Annotated in this window: 22 protein-coding genes and 3 riboswitches; of the genes, 14 read left to right on the forward strand and 8 right to left on the reverse strand. The window is 40.7% G+C overall.

The genetic code is table 11. From position 1 onward, the window contains the following. Window positions 1–145: 145 nt before the first annotated feature. Window positions 146–1,351 (reverse strand): MFS transporter, encoded by a 1,206-nt coding sequence (locus tag QNH43_RS20595; protein WP_283915459.1) that lies wholly within the window; start codon window positions 1,349–1,351, stop codon window positions 146–148. A 188-nt stretch (window positions 1,352–1,539) separates the two neighbouring features. Here QNH43_RS20595 and QNH43_RS20600 point away from each other — a divergent pair, with 188 nt between their 5' ends. The 3 genes from QNH43_RS20600 to QNH43_RS20610 all read left to right on the forward strand — a co-directional run bounded on the left by QNH43_RS20600 (window position 1,540) and on the right by QNH43_RS20610 (window position 3,820). Next, a complete protein-coding gene (locus QNH43_RS20600; RefSeq protein ID WP_076364502.1) occupies window positions 1,540–1,911 on the forward strand; it encodes a winged helix-turn-helix transcriptional regulator in 372 nt (123 codons plus the stop codon). Between the two features lie 421 nt (window positions 1,912–2,332). Next, window positions 2,333–2,638: a hypothetical protein gene (locus tag QNH43_RS20605; protein WP_283915460.1), complete on the forward strand. Its 306-nt coding sequence runs from the start codon at window positions 2,333–2,335 to the stop codon at window positions 2,636–2,638. A gap of 30 nt (window positions 2,639–2,668) precedes the next feature. After that, window positions 2,669–3,820, forward strand: a complete 1,152-nt coding sequence (locus QNH43_RS20610) for a CAP domain-containing protein (RefSeq protein ID WP_349654779.1) — start codon at window positions 2,669–2,671, stop codon at window positions 3,818–3,820. A gap of 92 nt (window positions 3,821–3,912) precedes the next feature. On the opposite strand, the gene QNH43_RS20615 is transcribed toward QNH43_RS20610, so the two are convergent. Then, window positions 3,913–5,106 carry a NupC/NupG family nucleoside CNT transporter gene (locus QNH43_RS20615; protein ID WP_076364496.1) on the reverse strand — a complete coding sequence of 398 codons (1,194 nt, stop codon included), beginning with the start codon at window positions 5,104–5,106 and terminating at the stop codon, window positions 3,913–3,915. Between the two features lie 172 nt (window positions 5,107–5,278). After that, window positions 5,279–5,379, reverse strand: a riboswitch (purine riboswitch). Between the two features lie 217 nt (window positions 5,380–5,596). Between QNH43_RS20615 and QNH43_RS20620 the strand changes: the two genes are divergently transcribed. Beyond that, window positions 5,597–6,301, forward strand: coding sequence for a DUF421 domain-containing protein (locus tag QNH43_RS20620; RefSeq protein WP_283915462.1), 705 nt, complete (start codon window positions 5,597–5,599; stop codon window positions 6,299–6,301). 107 nt (window positions 6,302–6,408) lie between these two features. Here the strand turns inward: QNH43_RS20620 and QNH43_RS20625 are convergent, their stop codons facing one another. Further along, window positions 6,409–7,155, reverse strand: a complete 747-nt coding sequence (locus tag QNH43_RS20625; protein ID WP_283915463.1) for an alpha/beta hydrolase — start codon at window positions 7,153–7,155, stop codon at window positions 6,409–6,411. Between the two features lie 310 nt (window positions 7,156–7,465). Between QNH43_RS20625 and QNH43_RS20630 the strand changes: the two genes are divergently transcribed. Further along, entirely contained in the window at window positions 7,466–7,786 is a 321-nt protein-coding gene (locus QNH43_RS20630; RefSeq protein ID WP_076364490.1) for a PadR family transcriptional regulator, read from the forward strand. Window positions 7,787–8,144: 358 nt separating this feature from the next. On the opposite strand, the gene QNH43_RS20635 is transcribed toward QNH43_RS20630, so the two are convergent. Continuing rightward, window positions 8,145–8,294 carry a hypothetical protein gene (locus QNH43_RS20635; RefSeq protein WP_155726451.1) on the reverse strand — a complete coding sequence of 50 codons (150 nt, stop codon included), beginning with the start codon at window positions 8,292–8,294 and terminating at the stop codon, window positions 8,145–8,147. Window positions 8,295–8,314: 20 nt separating this feature from the next. After that, window positions 8,315–8,857 carry a VUT family protein gene (locus QNH43_RS20640; RefSeq protein WP_048687567.1) on the reverse strand — a complete coding sequence of 181 codons (543 nt, stop codon included), beginning with the start codon at window positions 8,855–8,857 and terminating at the stop codon, window positions 8,315–8,317. 50 nt (window positions 8,858–8,907) lie between these two features. Further along, window positions 8,908–8,950: riboswitch (PreQ1 riboswitch) on the reverse strand. A gap of 218 nt (window positions 8,951–9,168) precedes the next feature. On the opposite strand from QNH43_RS20640, the gene QNH43_RS20645 reads away from it, so the two are divergent. From QNH43_RS20645 to QNH43_RS20660, 4 genes are all read left to right on the forward strand, one after another. Then, window positions 9,169–9,642 carry an SRPBCC family protein gene (locus QNH43_RS20645; protein WP_283915464.1) on the forward strand — a complete coding sequence of 158 codons (474 nt, stop codon included), beginning with the start codon at window positions 9,169–9,171 and terminating at the stop codon, window positions 9,640–9,642. 45 nt (window positions 9,643–9,687) lie between these two features. Then, entirely contained in the window at window positions 9,688–10,128 is a 441-nt protein-coding gene (locus tag QNH43_RS20650; protein ID WP_283915465.1) for an SRPBCC family protein, read from the forward strand. Between the two features lie 214 nt (window positions 10,129–10,342). Continuing rightward, entirely contained in the window at window positions 10,343–10,912 is a 570-nt protein-coding gene (locus tag QNH43_RS20655) for a TetR/AcrR family transcriptional regulator (RefSeq protein ID WP_283915466.1), read from the forward strand. Window positions 10,913–10,962: 50 nt separating this feature from the next. Further along, window positions 10,963–11,310 (forward strand): DUF4260 domain-containing protein, encoded by a 348-nt coding sequence (locus QNH43_RS20660; protein WP_283915467.1) that lies wholly within the window; start codon window positions 10,963–10,965, stop codon window positions 11,308–11,310. A gap of 50 nt (window positions 11,311–11,360) precedes the next feature. On the opposite strand, the gene queE is transcribed toward QNH43_RS20660, so the two are convergent. From queE to queC, 3 genes are read right to left on the reverse strand one after another with little or no spacing between them, the layout of a single operon-like run. Continuing rightward, complete coding sequence (gene queE / locus QNH43_RS20665) at window positions 11,361–12,089, reverse strand: 7-carboxy-7-deazaguanine synthase QueE (protein WP_283915468.1); 729 nt, start codon at window positions 12,087–12,089, stop codon at window positions 11,361–11,363. Further along, window positions 12,082–12,552: a 6-carboxytetrahydropterin synthase QueD gene (queD, locus tag QNH43_RS20670; protein WP_283915469.1), complete on the reverse strand. Its 471-nt coding sequence runs from the start codon at window positions 12,550–12,552 to the stop codon at window positions 12,082–12,084. Before queD ends, queE begins: the two co-directional genes overlap by 8 nt. Further along, window positions 12,552–13,217: a 7-cyano-7-deazaguanine synthase QueC gene (gene queC / locus QNH43_RS20675; RefSeq protein WP_283915470.1), complete on the reverse strand. Its 666-nt coding sequence runs from the start codon at window positions 13,215–13,217 to the stop codon at window positions 12,552–12,554. Before queC ends, queD begins: the two co-directional genes overlap by 1 nt. Before the next feature lie 55 nt (window positions 13,218–13,272). Then, a riboswitch (PreQ1 riboswitch) is annotated at window positions 13,273–13,315 on the reverse strand. 153 nt (window positions 13,316–13,468) lie between these two features. On the opposite strand from queC, the gene QNH43_RS20680 reads away from it, so the two are divergent. From QNH43_RS20680 to QNH43_RS20700, 5 genes are all read left to right on the forward strand, one after another. Then, window positions 13,469–14,086 carry a methyl-accepting chemotaxis protein gene (locus QNH43_RS20680; RefSeq protein WP_349654780.1) on the forward strand — a complete coding sequence of 206 codons (618 nt, stop codon included), beginning with the start codon at window positions 13,469–13,471 and terminating at the stop codon, window positions 14,084–14,086. 449 nt (window positions 14,087–14,535) lie between these two features. Beyond that, window positions 14,536–14,751: a hypothetical protein gene (locus QNH43_RS20685; RefSeq protein WP_283915471.1), complete on the forward strand. Its 216-nt coding sequence runs from the start codon at window positions 14,536–14,538 to the stop codon at window positions 14,749–14,751. A 791-nt stretch (window positions 14,752–15,542) separates the two neighbouring features. Further along, window positions 15,543–16,724, forward strand: coding sequence for a poly-gamma-glutamate synthase PgsB (gene pgsB / locus QNH43_RS20690; protein WP_283915472.1), 1,182 nt, complete (start codon window positions 15,543–15,545; stop codon window positions 16,722–16,724). 15 nt (window positions 16,725–16,739) lie between these two features. Then, a complete protein-coding gene (gene pgsC, locus QNH43_RS20695; RefSeq protein ID WP_063232582.1) occupies window positions 16,740–17,189 on the forward strand; it encodes a poly-gamma-glutamate biosynthesis protein PgsC in 450 nt (149 codons plus the stop codon). Between the two features lie 10 nt (window positions 17,190–17,199). Beyond that, a complete protein-coding gene (locus QNH43_RS20700; RefSeq protein ID WP_283915473.1) occupies window positions 17,200–18,483 on the forward strand; it encodes a CapA family protein in 1,284 nt (427 codons plus the stop codon). Window positions 18,484–18,546: the final 63 nt, after the last annotated feature.

The raw sequence follows: 18,546 nt of genomic DNA on the forward strand, positions 1-18,546 counted from the left end.
TAAGATTGTAATGCGTTTAAGTATCAGTATCATTACATCCCTTCAAGGAACCTTCCATCATTCGCTGAAGGGATGCAATGATACTAGGTTATTGATACTCTAAACGAATAGCATGCTTTTTCTAACATGCATCACTTTTTCAATCCTATGCTATTTTGTGATTTCCCTTGGAACGGTCTTTCCTTTCCAAAGCACGGCTCCAAGCTGTTAAAATCACTGCTGCAAACACCATGACTCCACCTATCCACGCTGTATGGATCAGTCCGATCGAATCCGTAATCACCCCTCCTAAGTATGCACCAAGGGCGATTCCCGCATTGAAGGCGGCAATATTGATGGCTGACGCCACGTCCACTGCACTCGGCACGAAACGCTCCGCTAACATGACGACATACACTTGAAGCCCCGGAACATTCATGAATGCAAACAATCCCATTAAAATGATCGTTATTAACCCGGCTATCTTAAACGGTGCCGTGAAAGTCAAGACCACAAGTACAATGGCTTGAATAAGAAACATATAGAATAGGGCATTAATAGGATTGCGATTGGCGAATTTCCCGCCTAGGGTATTTCCTATTGCTATTGCTACTCCATATATTAGCAAAATCAAGGCGACAGTTCCTTCTTTAAACCCTGTCACTTCCTGAAGTAATGGCGACAGGTAGGTGAAGACAACGAATGTACCTCCATACCCTAATGCTGTAATGATGAATACCAGCAGCAATCGGCCATTCGTCACCAATTTGATTTGATCACGGAACGTGGTCCGTGCAGCCTTTCTTAAATCGGATGGGACCAGGATGCCGTTTCCGATGAAAGCAATCAAGCCGATTGCCACAATGATGATGAAAGCGAATCTCCAGCCGAATTGCTGACCAATGAAGGTTCCAAAAGGAACTCCGGTCACCGTTGCCACCGTCAAACCTGTAAACATGATGGCGATGGCACTCGCCCTGCGGTTTTCAGGGACCAAATCAGCCGCAATCGTAGCGCCGATTGACATGAAGATACCATGTGCAAGCGCTGAAATAACACGTGCAATCAATAATACACCGACCGTGGTCGCAGAAGCCGCTAATGCATTTCCGGCAATGAACACGACCATTATCCAAAGCAATAAAGTCTTTCGCGACATATTCGATGTCAGGGATGTCAGGATAGGTGCCCCGAACATGACCCCCAAAGCGTATAAGGATACCGTCAATCCCGCCGTCGTCACTGTAATGTGTAAATCTTTAGAAATGAGTGGCAATAATCCCACGCTGATGAACTCTGTTGTTCCAATTGCAAAGGCACTGATCGCTAAAGCCAGCAATGCCCATGTACTTCTATTTTTATTTGAAATCATATCCTCTTCTCCTTCTTGTCATTTTGTACTATCATTGAAATTGCCTTAGCAACTTTTTTTATAAATGGTACAGTGGAATTCGGTGTGCAAATGTTATTATGAGATATAACGCAAATAAATAACAGTACGTACTTTAAAGTGATATAGGCACCTTTTAGTACCTATAAAATAAGGAGAGTATGCCAATCATGCAAAAAAAGAAATACAATATATCAGTTGAAGCGACACTGGAAGTAATGGGCGGAAAGTGGAAATGCGTAATCCTCTGCCATCTGACCCACGGAAAAAAGCGGACCAGTGAATTGAAGCGCCTTATGCCGAACATCACCCAAAAAATGCTGACCCAACAATTGAGGGAGTTGGAAAAGGACGAGGTCATCAATCGTATCGTTTACAACCAAGTCCCCCCTAAAGTGGAATATGAACTTAGTGAGTATGGGCAAAGCCTGGAAAGTATCCTGTCCGCACTGTGTACGTGGGGGGAAAATCACATAACCAGAGTGTATGGGGATAAGTTTTCGGTTCTCGAGGAAAGTGTATTGAATGATCCATTGAAGTAATTCCAAATAAAAAGATTAGCTCGAAGCGGCTAATCTTTTTTTGTATAGGCTCTTTTCGTAAAGATTGTTGTTTTTAAAACGAAACGATTTAAGGTTGATTGGAACGGATTGCGAGACTCCTGCGGGAGCGGCGGGACAGGTGAGACCCCACAGGCGTTCACGCCGAGGAGGCTCACCGCCCGCCCCGCGGAAAGCGAGCATCTGGAGGGGAAATCGACCAGACCGCTTTACTTGGTAGATAGCAACAAAGTATGCGAAAACAGCCTTTGTATATAATGAATGATCCTGATTTAACTTCCGCAGTAATAAATTTCACCACCGTTTTATCCCTTCTTATTTTTGGTATAATATGTAATGACACAACTTAAAATTTTTGATTTTGTAAACGAGGAAGTATAATGGTGAAACCAAGGAGTGACATATGAGGGTCATATTAGAATTGATACGCATCATATTAATATTCGGGATAGCCGGAACAATCATTTCGACCATTGTAAACGGCATATATATCAACATAGGAGTGAATCAGTACGGCTGGCTAGGCTCGATTGCGATACTGCTTTTATTATTCGTCTGGTACAGAAATAAACTTCAGTTCAGTGGCTGGTATTCGGGAAAAGGGAAGGAAAATCTTCCAAAAATGGCCTCACAAACACTCATTCTGTGTTCAGTATTTTTGTTATGTGCCCCGCCTGTTTTAAGTGTGCTGCAGATGATCTTTCATTAATCGGGATTCTATATCCTGGATAGAGCAGGAGTGAACGATTTGCGGAAATTGTTTAATATTGTGGTCCTCATACTCCTACTCTCTGGATTATGGTATGGATATGGCAAGGATATCCAGGAGTCTGGATTCAAAGCGGGGTTTAGCGCCTTTGCAACGGATGTTCGTTCCTTTATAACCGGGCCCGAGGTTACGACTGCCTTGGAAAAAATGAGTGCTGGAGTCAGCAGTCTCATTGGCTCGTTGACGGAAACATTGGATACCGCTTCTGAAAAAGAATCGCAGGAAACGGAAAAAGTGAAAAAACCAGCACTGGAGGCACCTGTTGATGCATCCTTCTCGGTACGTAATATCGAAATTGGCGACACGAAGGATGATGTAGAAAAATTGGCTGGTGAAGCTAAACGGAATACGCGGAATGAATATGGCGTTGACTGGTTTGCCTATCACGAAAATTATCAAAATTTCTTCATGGTTGCCTACGATAACAACAATAAAGTTGTTGGTTTATATACGAATCAAGATTTGATTTCCTCGAAGGAAGGCATTAAACGCGGCACTCCCAAAGAAACCGTGACCGGGAAAATGGGGGAGCCTGTAACAAAACTGCTTAAAGGAAACGTCTATTACCAGATTCGAAGTGACAGCGGCGAATACGATATGTTTGAAATGGATAATAGCTATGTGACCATTTTTTATGACAAACATGAGAAAAATACAGTAACGGCAATCCAAATCATCGACGCAGAACTCGAAAAGCAAAAGAGCGGCTATTTTGCAGAAGCCGGCCCCGGATTAAAGAAGGGCTTTGAATATCAATTATTCGATTTGACCAATGCATCACGGGTCAATCATGGCCTCTCAGTGCTTTCATGGGATAAACGAGTGAAGGTCACGGCACAGGATCATAGTGCAGATATGGCCGTGAATCAATACTTCAACCATACAAACCTTGAAGGAGAATCCCCGTTCGACCGGATGGAAGATGACAAAATCACTTTTCGAATGGCGGGGGAAAACCTGGCTGCCGGCCAGAATAGCAGTATTTTTGCCCATGAGGGCCTAATGAATTCCATTGGACACAGGGAAAACAAATTACAGAAGGATTTTGAATCGCTCGGTGTCGGGGTTGCCTTCGATGAGGAAAATAAACCATATTATACGGAGAACTATTTGACGAAATGAACGAAAAAGCTGTGCATGGGAAAAATCCTGCACAGCTTTTTTCATACAAGAGAGGGCATCCATTTATAAAAATGGATGCCCATGTTTTTAAATCACCAAACGAATAATCCAACGACCATGGCACTCAGCAAGGAAACAGCCATCCCGCTAACCAGCAGTTTCCAAACATTCCTTCCGATAATGTTCGATTTCTCATCGTTGAGGATGGAATTGAATGTTCCATAAATCATGCCCACTGTACTGAAGTTGGCAAATGACGTCAGATAAGTGACAGCCACAGCAACTGTATGCGGGGACAGTGTACTAACTTTATCTTTTAAATCGAGCAAGGCAACGAACTCATTCGTGGCAAGCTTGATTCCCATCAATTGAGCGACGTACATGGCATCTTGTCCAGATAGTCCAAGCAGGAATGCAAATGGACTAAAAATGACAGAGAAAATCTTTTGAATGGTCAAGCCATCCACAAAGAAACCGAAAATGCCGTTTACGCTAGCCGTTAACGCCACATAGCCGATAACCATTGCCATGATGACGAAGACCATTTTGGCCCCGACCAGCATACTGTTGGAAATGGTGGAAAAGAAATCTTTGCGTTCCTCTTTAGAAGGCACATAAACGACGTCTTCCTCTTTACTGACGTCGACGGGATTCAGCATGTTAGCTATCAGCAAGGCATTTAAGCAGTTCAAAGGTATCGCTACAAAAACATAGGTTGCCGGTACCATGGACAGGTAGGCTCCAATGATGGAACCACTGATGCTGCTCATGCTCATGATACCAAATGTCAATAGCCGCTGATCCTTAATCGCACTGAGCTGCATGCGGAGAACGGCAAGTGCCTCGGTATTCCCAAGGAACATCATCTGAATCGAAAAGAAACTCTCAAGTTTTGGCAAACCGGATACTTTTGAGATGAGCCATCCCACTTTATCAATGATCCAGGTAAGAATACCGAAATACGATAATACATCAAAAAACGTAATAATGAAGATAATTGGCATCAATGCGCTGAAAAAGAAATCCACTTGTTCATTTGCCATAAGTGAAGGAAAGACAAAAGAAATCCCTTCATTTGCACATTCAATCAACCAAGTGAAGAATGAAGCGATCAGATTGATTACCCATGCCCCAATTTTAGTGGATAACATGAACCATGTGATAAGTAATTCAAGAACCAGCAAGGTAAGAATGGCTTTCCACTTAACGTTCCTTTTATTAGGTGAACAAAGGTAAACGATGCCCATTACAACCAAAACACCTAGTATATTCAATAAGAAATACATGCTTTCATCCCCTTTGGATATATTATTTCCCATTCATATTTTTTATATAAAAAGCCCTCACCTTTTTACACTTTCAGCCGCAGGAAGAAAGTGTGAAAAAGTAAGAGCCTTCATTGAAACGTTATGTGGATCAAGCCTCTTCATGCGAACCAACATAAACCTGTTCATCTCTTCTATTTTCATACTTCCTTGTAGTCCGGCATTACGGCTGCCAGGTAGAAACTATCAGACCATCATCACTGATATTATACAAGGATATTTTTTAAATAAATTTCTCAGGAAAGATATCATTTTAAATCAGTTTATTTTTAATTACAATACGTTTCAAAGTTGTTATATTAATATAAATTTTTCGAAAACAGTCAAGAAAGTCTCCAAGGGCCAATGTTGGGTAATACTTATGAAGAGCTGGCTTAAACCCTCCCAGTTGTCTCAATTCACCATACTAACCACTACATCTCCTTTACAGGAAATAAGGACGTGAATTTTTGTGGATTTTTTTTATAGCCAGGAAACTCTTACTGCAATTCAGTGGACTTTAAGAGCCATCATATCCTTCTTCTTCTTACTTTTTTCGGTTAAATTGATGGGGCAACGGTCCATTTCCCAATTAAGATTACTTGATTTCATAATGGCATTGATTATTGGGAACATTCTTGCACACCCTTTGTCTGATGAACGGTTAGGTTTGAAGGGCTCAATGATCACGACCTTTGCATTAGTCATCTTATATATAATTAGTGTGTTTACGAGCCTTAAGTGGGGCAAACTCCGAAAGTTTTTTGACTCCGACCCCTTTCCGCTTATAGAAAATGGACAAATCATTTACAAAAGCCTAGCAAGGGCCCGAATCTCAATCGATGATTTATTATCGGAATTAAGAAAGGAAAAGGTCGAAGATATTCAAAAGGTATCCCTTGCATTATGGGAACCGGGTGGTACCATTTCATTGTTTTTATACCCTCAATATGAAGCAGTAACTCCAGCAGATATGCACCTAGAAACAAATGCCTTCCATTTTCCTAAAACGATCATTAAAGAGGGGAAGATTGATTCTAAAGAATTAAATCGGGGCGGTAAAGACGAAGAATGGCTGAAAAAAAAAATCAAAACAACATATAATGCCGACGTGAACGATATTTTATTAGCAACTCTTGATAATAACGAAAACTTAAAGGTCTTTTTCTACAAATAAGAACACTTTTGCAGCCAAAATAAAATCCCCTTAAGCATGGTGTAAAGCCTACGTATGAGTGTAGGCTTATGACACGTTCAACTTAAAGGGGATTTATTAACTCTTTTTTACTCCGACCAATTCAGTGTATTCAAGAACTTATAAACATCTTCATACACTTGATTACGTTCCTTACCCAATGTGATGATATGACCTGATTTTTCGTACCATATCAAGTGTTTATGCTGCGTATCGACTTCATTGAAAATCGCTGTAGCACTCTCCGTATAGTCGGGATCATCCAAACGTCCTTGTAAAACAAGAGTTGGTGATGTGATTAAATCTAAATCTTCACCTGTCTCATTGATAATATCCAACACATCTTGTAGTTGAGGCATAGGCTCTTCTTCCAGTAGCTTCACTTCTGCAGCAATTTGGTCTGCATCTTTGCCCTCAAACTTCTTATAAGCCTGTGCATAATTGAGCAAGCGGTTCTTTTGTCGATCGATACTTTTTCCTTGCGTCGGAGCGCACATTGAAACCACCCCTGTTACAGGCAATTCAATTCCCACTTTTAATGAGAAAACTCCTCCTAAAGAAATTCCCACAACGGCAATTTCCTCATAGCCTTCGTCTTTAAGGAATTGATAACCATCAACTACGTCTTTCCACCATTCCTTTGGACCTGTTTTAACAAGTTCCTCGGCTGATACTCCATGCCCACTATAAAGAGGTCCGTGGCAAGTATAGTCGAGATCATTCAAGTATTTCCCCAATTTCTTCATATCTCCTGTACTTCCGGTAAACCCGTGAAGTAAAAGAACAGCTCTTTTTCCACCTATATATGTGAATGACTCAGGTGCTTTCACTTTCATCTATCTAGGACCTTCTTTCTTTGCTCTTGTTGATAAATAGAATCTAAATGATTTTCGAAAAAAAATCAATTAATACCCCTTGAGTAGTGATTCTTCTATCCTATTCCGAATTTTCATTAAAACAATTAAATCATGTATATAATATCCTTACCACACTCTTCACAACTCATCCGTTCCGAAGCACATTTTACTATGATTAAAATTATTTAGCAATCGTCATTTAACCATTTTTTTTTAGAAAAGTAAAATGCACCTTGTGATACGATGTACAACGTATTACACTTTAAAAATGAAAAGGAGGAGAATTTACTTGGATAAAGAATTAATGAAGGGAAGCATTGACCTCCTTTTGCTTTCACTTCTCTCACAAAAAAAGCTATACGGCTATGAAATCACGAAGATCTTGAAGAAAATGAGCATGGGCACATATCAAATAAGTGAGGGCACCCTCTACTCCGCCCTTAAACGGTTAGAAAAAAAAGAATTCATAAAAGGCCATTGGAAAGAGTCAGAATCAGGCCGCAGGAAATATTATCAAGTCACAGAAAAAGGACAAACCGAACTTGAACGGAAACGAGAATGCTTTTATTTCCTGGAAAAACTAGTCCGGAAAAGCGCAGAGCAATTCTAAACAAAATAAAAAGCTCCCTGCACCCATTATTGGATAGGCGCAGGAAGCTTTTTTTCGCTGAGTTTGGGCTGTTTACTCGTAAGTTTTGCGCTTTTACTCGTGAGTTTCGCATTTTTACTCGTGAGTTTTGCTGTTTTCTCGTGAGTTTTGCTGTTTTACTCGTGAATTCATACTGCACTCATGATTTCGCACCATTTACTCGTGAATTCAGCACTTTTACTCGTGAGTTTGGGCTATTTACTCGTGAGTTTAACGCTTTTACTCGTGAGTTTCGCACTTTTACTCGTGAGTTTTGCGCTTTTACTCGTGAATTCAGCACTTTTACTCGTGAGTTACTCCGTTCACGCAAAAAAAGGACCTAATTAGGTCCTTTTTTGTCTATTCCTTTATGCTTGCGATAATTGGCGCAGGAGAGCTTCATGCACTCCCCTTGGACATGCGGGCCATATTTTTCACGAAAGGCCTCGAGGCAATAGCATTTATCTTCTTCTTTTTTGGTTCCATCCATCGAGTGCACCCCTCCTAGCTTTAACTGGAGACTACACGTTTCTCCAGTTCTACGTTGATTCGTCCCAACAGTACGGCACCGATTGACTGAATGATCGTTTTAACGATGATTTGGCCGATGACCGCAGCGGGTACTGCTTCCCATGGCAATATATTGGCACCCAATGGACTTAGGCCAATCACGACAAATATCACCGAATCGAAAAATCCTCCAACGATTCCGCTGTAAAAGACCCTCCAACTCATCGGGAGTTTTAAACGGGTATAAATTTCCGTATCCGCCGTTTCTGCGACCACGAACGATAATGCGGAAGCAAATACGATCAATAACGTATCCCCTAATAAAAATGATACACACGCAGATAAAATAAGTGCAGTGACGATACATATATAGGTCTTTGCGCGGCCGAATTTATTCTGGACGAGATCTCGAAAGATGAAGGTTCCCCCGATGAGCAATGTACCCATCGGAATGATGAACATGCCAAAATGCAAGGGCGCAAAGGCTGCTGTAACCACATTCGCCGTGATGATGGATACTAAATACAATAAAATTCTTAACATTTCTTAATTCTCCTTATACAGAAAAAACAGCACCCTAAGAAAGAGCACTGTTCCCCTTAGTTTTTTTGAGAGGGTAGCTAGAACCTCTTCCGCCCGAGCGGATTATCATTTTCCTTATTTATCGTATCTTGAAAGCGATTGGAAATCAAGAAGTTTCCATATGGCTTGCACAAACAAATGTAAACGCAATGACCCTGCCGATTTTTGTCGCAGAAAACTGTTTGACCGGCTGTATATGAAAAGCCGACAATGATTGATAGAATAATGTTACGATCTTGATATGAAGTATAAACGCGAGGAGGAAAAAGATGATGAAAAAGCCATCGTTTGTTCATGTTATTTATATCGCGACCACACCAGAGAAGCTTTGGGAAGCCCTGACGAGCGGTGAGGTCACGAAGAAGTACCATTTTGGATGCCAGGTCCAGTCTGACTGGCAAGAAGGCTCAAGCGTTAAATATTTGCTGGAAGATGGGCATATTACTGATCATGGTAAAGTACTTAAGTGTGAGCCGCTGCACCTGCTCTCGTTCACTTGGAACATGGTAGGAGACGAAACACCTCGCGAGCAGCCTACTCGTGTCAATTTTATACTGCAGCCTATGGATGATTCGACTGTGAAGTTAACGCTTAGGCATGAGGAGCTTTTGGAGACGGATTTCGTAAATGATGATAATACCTTTGAAGGCTTGAATAATGGATGGCCAGCGATTCTAAGTAACCTGAAGAGCTTGCTAGAAACTGGACGGACCCTGCCGCCAATAACAGTAGATCGGGATAATTAAGTGGTAGTGGAAAACTATAAAAAAATCGAAGGAGAGTTGATAGTGATGGATACGCAAATAATCACGAAATTTAAAATAGTCAAACCAACCAATGAAGTGTTTGAAGCTATAGTGGACCCAGAAAGAATCGGGAATTTCTGGTTCTCATCGAGTTCTGAAAGATGGGAACAAGGCAGGATGCTTACATTGAGATATAACGAATACGATGCTGAAGTGGTTATTGATGTATTGGAAGTCAAGGAAAATAGGAGAATCGTGTTCTCATGGGGAGGAAATGATCAAGAAACGATTGTTACAATTACACTAAAAGAGTTGGATGAAATGAGTACAATTATTGAAGTGAACGAATCAGGTTTGAAAGAGGACGACCCCGAATTGATAAACAAAATGATCGGACAAAAAGAAGGTTGGGTTTATACATTAACATGTTTAAAGGGTTATTTGGAAAATGGCGTTAATACTTTGAGGGCATCCATAATTTTTTAATTCAGTCCGCCTCTAAATTGCACATACCCTCAGAATTCTTAGAGTATCTGGGGGTTTTTTCGATCCTGCATCCTCTCCTTTGCTCTCTCTTGATCAAATGGAAAAATTAAACTTAAAAAACAGTACTTTATAATATGATCTAATAATTGACATTTGGAAATCAGTGAGTTATCATCCTAATTAACCAGCGGTCAATAAAAAAGGAGGTGTCCAAATGTCGCCAAGGAAATCGGCAGGTAAAGAATTGTCCAGGGACATGGTTTTGAATGAAGCCAGAAACCTTTTTGCAACGATGGGGTATTCGAATGTCTCGATGAGGCAATTGGCTAAATCATTGGATTGCAGCCATGGGGCCCTATACTATCATTTTAAAAATAAGGCAGAAATATTTTATAGTTTGGTGAAAACGGATTTCTCCGTTTTAAATACTTTAATCGATGATATCATCATGTCGGAAAATGCCCCTTCTGTAAAAATGGAAAAGATTTTATTGTGCTTCTTGGAGTTCGGTTTAACCCAACAGAATCATTATTCCGTCATGTTTTTATCGAAGGAAAAAGAAATTCAGCAGTTACTTCAATTCGATTCTAATAAAACATATGAAAAGCTAATCCAGTCCCTGACGGACTTAACGGACAACAAATTGAATCCTGCATCCATATGGTCGATTTTTCTTTCTCTTCACGGATTCATCACTTTTTATATTAATTCTGAACTATCTTATCAAGATGTAAAAGGCCTAGCTTACTTTCATGTAAAAAATATCATCAGGAACATCATATAATTTTCAAGTATTATTGACCATTGGTCAAATAACAATTGGGAGGGTTTAAAATGGTAAAGAAATTCCTTCATATGGAAGGAATCATGGTGCTTTTAGCGATGATTTACATCTATTCGTTATATGAATTCAGCTGGTGGATTTTCCTGTTTTTGATTTTGTTTCCTGATGTTTCCATGCTTACCTATCTGATCAATGATCGAATTGGAGCAAAGGTTTATAACCTATTTCACACTTATACCCTGTCCATCTTCATGATTTTGCTTGCCATTTTTCTAAAGTCTGATGCTCTTTTGATGATTGGCTTAATTTGGACCGCACATATTGGAATGGATCGCTTTTTTGGGTATGGCCTCAAATACACATCTTCCTTCAAAGCTACACACATTCAAAGGCTTTAAAAAGCTAAAAGGCAGTGTGATAATGCCATCACACTGCCTTTTGCTCACTTTTATACGCCCCGCTTATTTCCCCATATATAGGTATGCAGCTGGGGCAGCACTTTCACATCATTCAATTCATCATCTGCTATCACTTTATCTATTAACTCTTCGTACTTCTTCAAAAGACCGCTGATCAATTGACGATCATCCGCCGTCCTGCTATCGTCATTGCCGACCTGCAAATAAAAAGGAATATCCGGGTAACGCCCATGTACATGTTTGGCATATTGATAATCTTCCTCGTTAAAGACGACAATCTTCAATGAGACATGGTTTTCAGGATTTCGATTGGCAAGATTCGAGAGGATTTGGTCGAGCACCGAAAAGTCCGTGTTCATTTTAGAGCTCGGCGGCTTGGGTGAAATCGTCAGTTCATCAATATCGAGAAACCAATCCTGCCATCGGCTCCCTTGTGTTTCGACACCTATCTTCATTTTATTTTCATGTAAGATCTCTATCAAGCCGTTTAGGTTTTTCAGCAGAGCCGGGTTTCCGCCTGATATCGTCACGAAGGAAAAACCGGAACCCCCAATTCGCTTCAGCTCATCCCATATTTCTCCAGCAGTCATTTGGACGGTATCTTCCTTACCGGTGCCATCCCAAGTAAATGCGGAATCACACCAGGCACATGAATAATCGCAGCCGGCCGTCCGAACGAACATGGTTTTTTGACCAATGACCATTCCTTCACCTTGGATGGTCGGTCCGAAGATTTCCATAACCGGGAGTTTACTCATTTTCCATCCACTCCCGTCTGGCTTCGGCATAGCTTGTCGGCGTTTCGTATAGTCGAACAAATTCGACTCTAGCACCCTCATATTCTTTTAATGAAAGGGCTTCGGCCATTTTTTCATAAATCCAGACAACCATATTTTCAGCTGTTGTATTCATGAGCGGCAGGGTTTCATTCAAATAACGATGATCCAGGTGGATTTCAATTTCATTTTTCCATATATCCTTGATGTCCCCGAAATCTATCATCAAACCGCGTGAATCCGTATACCCGCTCAATCCGAAAATGACCTTATATGTGTGGCCATGCAGGTTCTTGCATTTGCCTTCATAGTCATGCAGATGGTGCGCCGCGTCAAAGGTGAATTCCTTACTCACGAGAACCCTCTTGTTTGTATACTTCAATTGGCTGCGCTGAATATCTTCATCTATTTTTTGGAGTTTATCCACTATAGTAAAACCGTACATCATGAAAGCCCCTTCCGTCTGCTTACATAGTCATCCAGCCCTTTTTTCCGCAGATTACATGCCGGACAATCTCCACAGCCGTCGGAGATGATTCCGTTATAGCAAGTCAGGGTCTTTTCGCGGACAAAGTCGAATGCGCCAAGCTGATCAGCAAGCTCCCATGTTTCCTCTTTATTAAGCCACATTAGCGGCGTATCAATCACGAATGACTGGTCCATCGACAAGTTCAAGGTCACATTCAACGATTTAATGAATACATCGCGGCAGTCAGGATATCCGCTGAAATCCGTTTCACAGACACCGGTGACAATATGTTTAGCGCCAATCTGACTCGCCAGCACTCCGGCAAACGAAAGGAACAGCAAATTCCTCCCAGGTACGAACGTCGACGGCAATTCCCCTTCTTCTCCGTCCGCAACTGCAATATCACTTCTCGTCAATGCATTCGGTGCCAGTTGGTTCAGCAGCGACATGTCAAGGATATGATGGTTCACACCCAATTCCTTGGCAATGTTTTGAGCACATTCGATTTCCAAGCTATGCCGCTGATTATAATCGAACGTCACCGCTTCCACTTCCTCAAATCTCTCCAATGCCCAGAACAGGCACGTCGTACTGTCCTGACCTCCGCTAAACACAACCACTGCCTTTTCTTTCTTCTTCATTTCTATAAAACTCCTTTTTACGGAAAAAAACAGCACCCTAAGAATAGAGCACTGTTTCTCCTTAGTTTTTTTGAGAGGGTAGCTAGAACCTCTTCCGCCTTAACGCGGAATATTATATTTTTCCAAGTCAATAGTAACTTGAAAACGATAATAAATCAAGATGATTATATTTAGTGAATATTAGAACTGATGGAAAATTTGGTTATCTTTTCATTGCTTAAATATCCCATATATCCGTCCGATAAAATAGTGTGAATATTGTAAAAAATGCCGTAGAGCAAGTGAAAGGGCTCGATTCCCAATCGCAGCAAATTTCGCAGCTTGTACAGGTCATCAAGGATATATCCAATCAAACCAATCTATTGGCGCTGAATGCAGCCATAGAAGCCGCTCGTGCTGGTGAACATGGCAAGGGCTTTGCCGTCGTCGCCGATGAAGTGCGGAAACTCGCTGAAGAGGTCACACACTCCGTTGGGGATATCACCAATATTGTCTCAGCCATTCAAACGGATTCAAAAACAGTCGTCCACTCCCTGGAAGATGGTTATGCACAAGTGGATGAAGGCACGAAACAGATCACGCTCACAGGCCAAACCTTTGAAACAATCAATCACTCTGTCGGGAATATGGAAATGAAAATACAGCATATTACAGAAGAATTGAACTATATCTCCACAAATAGCCAAGTAATCAATCAGGCTATCGAAGATATCGCAGCGGTTTCTGAAGAGTCCGCGGCTGGAATCGAACAAGTCTCCGCCTCTGCTCAGCAATCCAGCTCTTCAATGGATGAAATCACGAATCATGCAAGTGAACTTGCATCTTCGGCAGATCTGCTGACTGAACAAGTTAGGAAGTTCCAATTATGACACTAGCAATTTCCCGTCACATGTATACGGGAAATTGCTTTTCCTTCCCATTATATTTGGTTGTTTCATTTTCGTATATTCGGGGAATAAATAACTATACACAATAATAAACCATTAAAAGGAAAATCTATCAAAAGCGGCTGGAAGTGAACATTTTCCTTTATTTTCAGAATATTTAGTGTATAATTAATTAAAGGAATATTTTAACTTAAATAACCATCAATTCCAATAACCGCTACTGCAATTCCCATCATTTCCTTTCAACACCATGCACGGGCACTTATACTCAGTAAGTATCCATTGCATGCTTTCTCTCGAATCAAACCGTTCATAACTTTATTCACACAAAAACACGATTTCCACTCCAAATCTGTAAAAAAAGGTTAAATTACACGATTGATATGTTACTATTAAACTAAGACCTTTTAACCCCATAAGGAGGAATTCATATGAAACGTTTTTTCAAATTCATAACAGATTTTAACGAAAGAAAAGCACTCAAACGGGAAACCGAAGAATTCTTTCGCAAAGAATACGAAAATTATATGAAGATGAATCCTGACAATCAAGGAAAAAGAAGGAGATTAGTTCCTAGACTTTATGTGATTGATGGCGGTAAAAAGGACTCCAACCTTGAGATTTCTGACAGAAAGAAATCAAGTTAACCTGATTCCTTCCATAATCTGCTACCATAGCTGTAGCTCTAGACCCACAAACGTTAAATCTCAATGATGATCGGAAATTCGTGACCATTCCATTCATTTACAATATATAAGCCGAAAGCTCAGATATGCTTCTGAGCTTTTTTTGTTTTTCATTCTGCTATAAACACTATATCTATAGAAGAAACTAGGTATTTTTTAAAAAAAATGGGTTAACTTTAGTTTATTTCATGTTTCAGGTAAAAGATCAATTTTAGTCCCGTGAATATTCTCTGAGGAAGTAACCGGAAAATACCAAAAAAAAGAGATGTGTTCTTTTACTCATCTTTGTCCAAATTCAAAAGAGTTCAACTAATTGAGTCGTTAGATGCAAAATCTTACATTGAATGACAAATGCATAAATATTGTAACGTTTATGTCAAACAATAGGTATAAACAATTAATAAATTGTAATAAACCTCACTTTTAAAAATTAATTATTATTCAAATATAGCCATTAAGAATCAGGTTCAAATGCTCATAAAACCGCTTTGATTCTGACCAAAATGGGTTCTTTATTAAACTTTCCATAATTTAGTGTAAAAAAATCGAGTATCCCCTCGATTTCCAGCCATACCTTTGTACTCATAAAACAATTTATCCCATTAGATACTATTACACTCCAATATACATTTATTTCAAAAAGCTGATGATAACTATATTACGATAGAATAATTGGCTCTTGCCTATTAAGTTTAAAATCATGTAGTGTGTATTCAGTAATTCAAATATTTGAAAAAAAGAGAGGTTAAAAAATGGCACCAATATTTATTTGTGCGATCTTTTTGCTTGGCTATGGCATTTTTGAACAAAAACGCCATCAGAAGCGTCTCGACTCCATCCCGGTACGTGTGAATGTGAATGGGATTCGAGGGAAATCGACTGTAACGCGTCTAATTACAGGTGTGATCCAGGAAGCAAAATACAAAACAGTAGGTAAAACAACCGGAACGTCAGCAAGAATGATCTATTGGTTTACCGACAAGGAAAAACCGATTGTACGCCGCCCGGAAGGACCAAACATAGGAGAACAACGGCGTGTAGTTAAAGAAGTTGCCGACTTAGGCACGGAAGCACTCGTTTGTGAATGCATGGCCGTTCAGCCTGACTATCAACTAATCTTCCAAAACAAAATGATCCAAGCAAACATTGGGGTCATCGTGAATGTATTGGAAGACCATATGGATGTCATGGGACCGACTATGGATGAGGTTGCTGAAGCCTTCACTGCTACCATTCCCCATAATGGTCACTTAATAACCATCGAAAGTGAATATTTGGACTTTTTCAAACAAATCGCCAAAGAACGCAACACAAAAGTGATCGTTGCAGATAATTCGAGAATTTCGGAAGATTTTCTACGCGAGTTCGACTATATGGTATTTCCTGATAATGCATCACTGGCCTTGGCCGTTGCGGAAGCTTTGGGAATTGATGAAAAAACAGCTTTCCGCGGAATGTTGAATGCACATCCCGATCCAGGGGCCATGCGGATCACCAAATTCGGGGATCCCATCCAGCCAACTTTCTTTGTCAATGGCTTTGCTGCAAACGACGCGGCATCGACGCTGAACATATGGGAACGTGTCAATACGTTCGGATACAGCACAGAACCTCCTATCGTCATCATGAACTGCCGTGCAGACCGTGTGGACCGTACCGAGCAGTTTGCTAGAGATGTATTACCGTACATAAAATCCGAAATCGTCATTGCCATTGGTGAAACTACATCACCAATCACGAAGGTATTCGAGCAAGGTAAATTGGATACTAAAGAATATTGGGATTTAGAAAACTGGTCAACTGAAGAAATCGTGGCCCGCCTCCGCCCATTGATGAAAAATCGCATCGTCTACGGTGTCGGGAATATTCACGGTGCAGCGGAACCTTTAATTGAAGCATTCATGAAATCTAAAACAAAGCAAAAAGCAAGTTAAGTAGGAGGAACCTTAATGTTTGGATCGGATTTATATGTAGCCCTAGTACTGGGAGTAACACTTAGCCTTATATTTTCAGAAAAGACGGGTGTCGTACCCGCAGGTCTTATCGTGCCAGGTTACTTGGCATTAGTATTTGACCAATGGGAAATCATGCTGACCATTTTGATCATTAGTGTCGTAACTTATTTGATCGTCACTCACGGCCTTTCAAGATGGGTGATTTTATATGGAAGAAGAAAATTCGCAGCCATGATGGTGACCGGGATTTGCTTGAAACTACTATTGGACTTCGTCTACCCCGTCATGCCATTTGAAATATTCGAGTTTCGGGGAATCGGTATAATTGTACCCGGATTGATTGCGAATACCATACAAAGACAAGGAATGCCATTGACACTTGGCAGCACGCTTTTATTATCCGGCTTGACTTTCGGTTTAATGAACGTGTACTACCTATTCTGAGGTGCAAAAAATGAAACGGACTTTAAATGCAAAAGAAAAAACACTTATCTTTATTAAACGCACGAAGAAAAAGAATCTTAAATACACTGGAATCATACTACCTATATTACTAATCGCTTTAGTCATTACCACTTGGATGGGACGGGCTGAGGAAGTGAAAATAACCGCAACAAAATCCGATCAACCATTGACGATGACAATGGTCGGTGATGTGATGATGGGACGTTATGTTGAAGAAGTGACGGAAAAGCACGGGCAGGAATACCTCTTCCGTTATATGAAGCCTTATTTTGCCCATTCAGACTATGTCAGTGGGAATTATGAGCATACCGCTTTAAAAGAAGAAGTATCCAACTATAAGGGAGCAGATACGCCCATCCGGTTAAACTCCAATACTAGCGGTGTGGAAGCGGTTAAAGATGCTGGCTTCTCTGTAATGACTTTGGCCAATAACCATATGATGGACTATGAAGAACAAGGGCTTCTAGATACGATTGATGAATTCAAAAGTGCGGATATGCATTATGTCGGTGTTGGATCGAACACTGTGGAAGCAAAAAACAGCATCGACTATGCGGATGTTAATGGCGTTCGTGTCGCAACACTTGGCTTCACAGATGTTTACGGTAAGGATGCCGTGTCAAAAAGTGATAAAGCCGGACTATTGAACTCCAATCCTGATTTATTATTTGAAATGATCGGCAAAGCAAGGGATGCCAAGCAAGGCAACGCAGACTTGGTTGTGGTGAATATGCACTGGGGACAAGAGTATTCAACATCTACAACCGACCGTCAAACGGACTTGGCTAAAGCTATCATCGATGCTGGGGCTGACATCATCATCGGCCATCACCCACACGTGCTTCAATCGTTTGATGTGTATAAAGATGGAATCATTTTCTATAGCTTAGGAAATTTCATTTTCGATCAAGGATGGACACGCACAAAGGATTCAGCCATGGTTCAATACCATTTAGCGGAAGACGGAAAAGCTACAATCGATGTCGTTCCACTGCAAATTGAAGAAGCAACACCAAGGCCAGCTACCTCTTCAATCGACAAATCACGTGTTTACCGCCAGTTGACGAAGGAAACGAGTGAAAACGCCCAATGGTCGAAAAAAGAGGATCACATCGAGATTAACTTGGATCACAAGAAGGTAATCGACCATAAGGCACAGCGTGAGCAAGAAGAAAAAGCAGCACAAGCAGCGAAAGAAGCAAAGGAAAAGAAAGCTGCACAAGAGAAAAAGGCAGCACAAGCTATACAACAGGACATACAGCCCATTCAGTAAGGATCGATTGGATACTACTATGTGAAAAGAGAAACAACTTGGAAGCTCAACGAGAAGGGGGAA

It is taken from the genome of Peribacillus simplex, assembly GCF_030123325.1.
Taxonomy (GTDB): domain Bacteria; phylum Bacillota; class Bacilli; order Bacillales; family DSM-1321; genus Peribacillus; species Peribacillus simplex_D.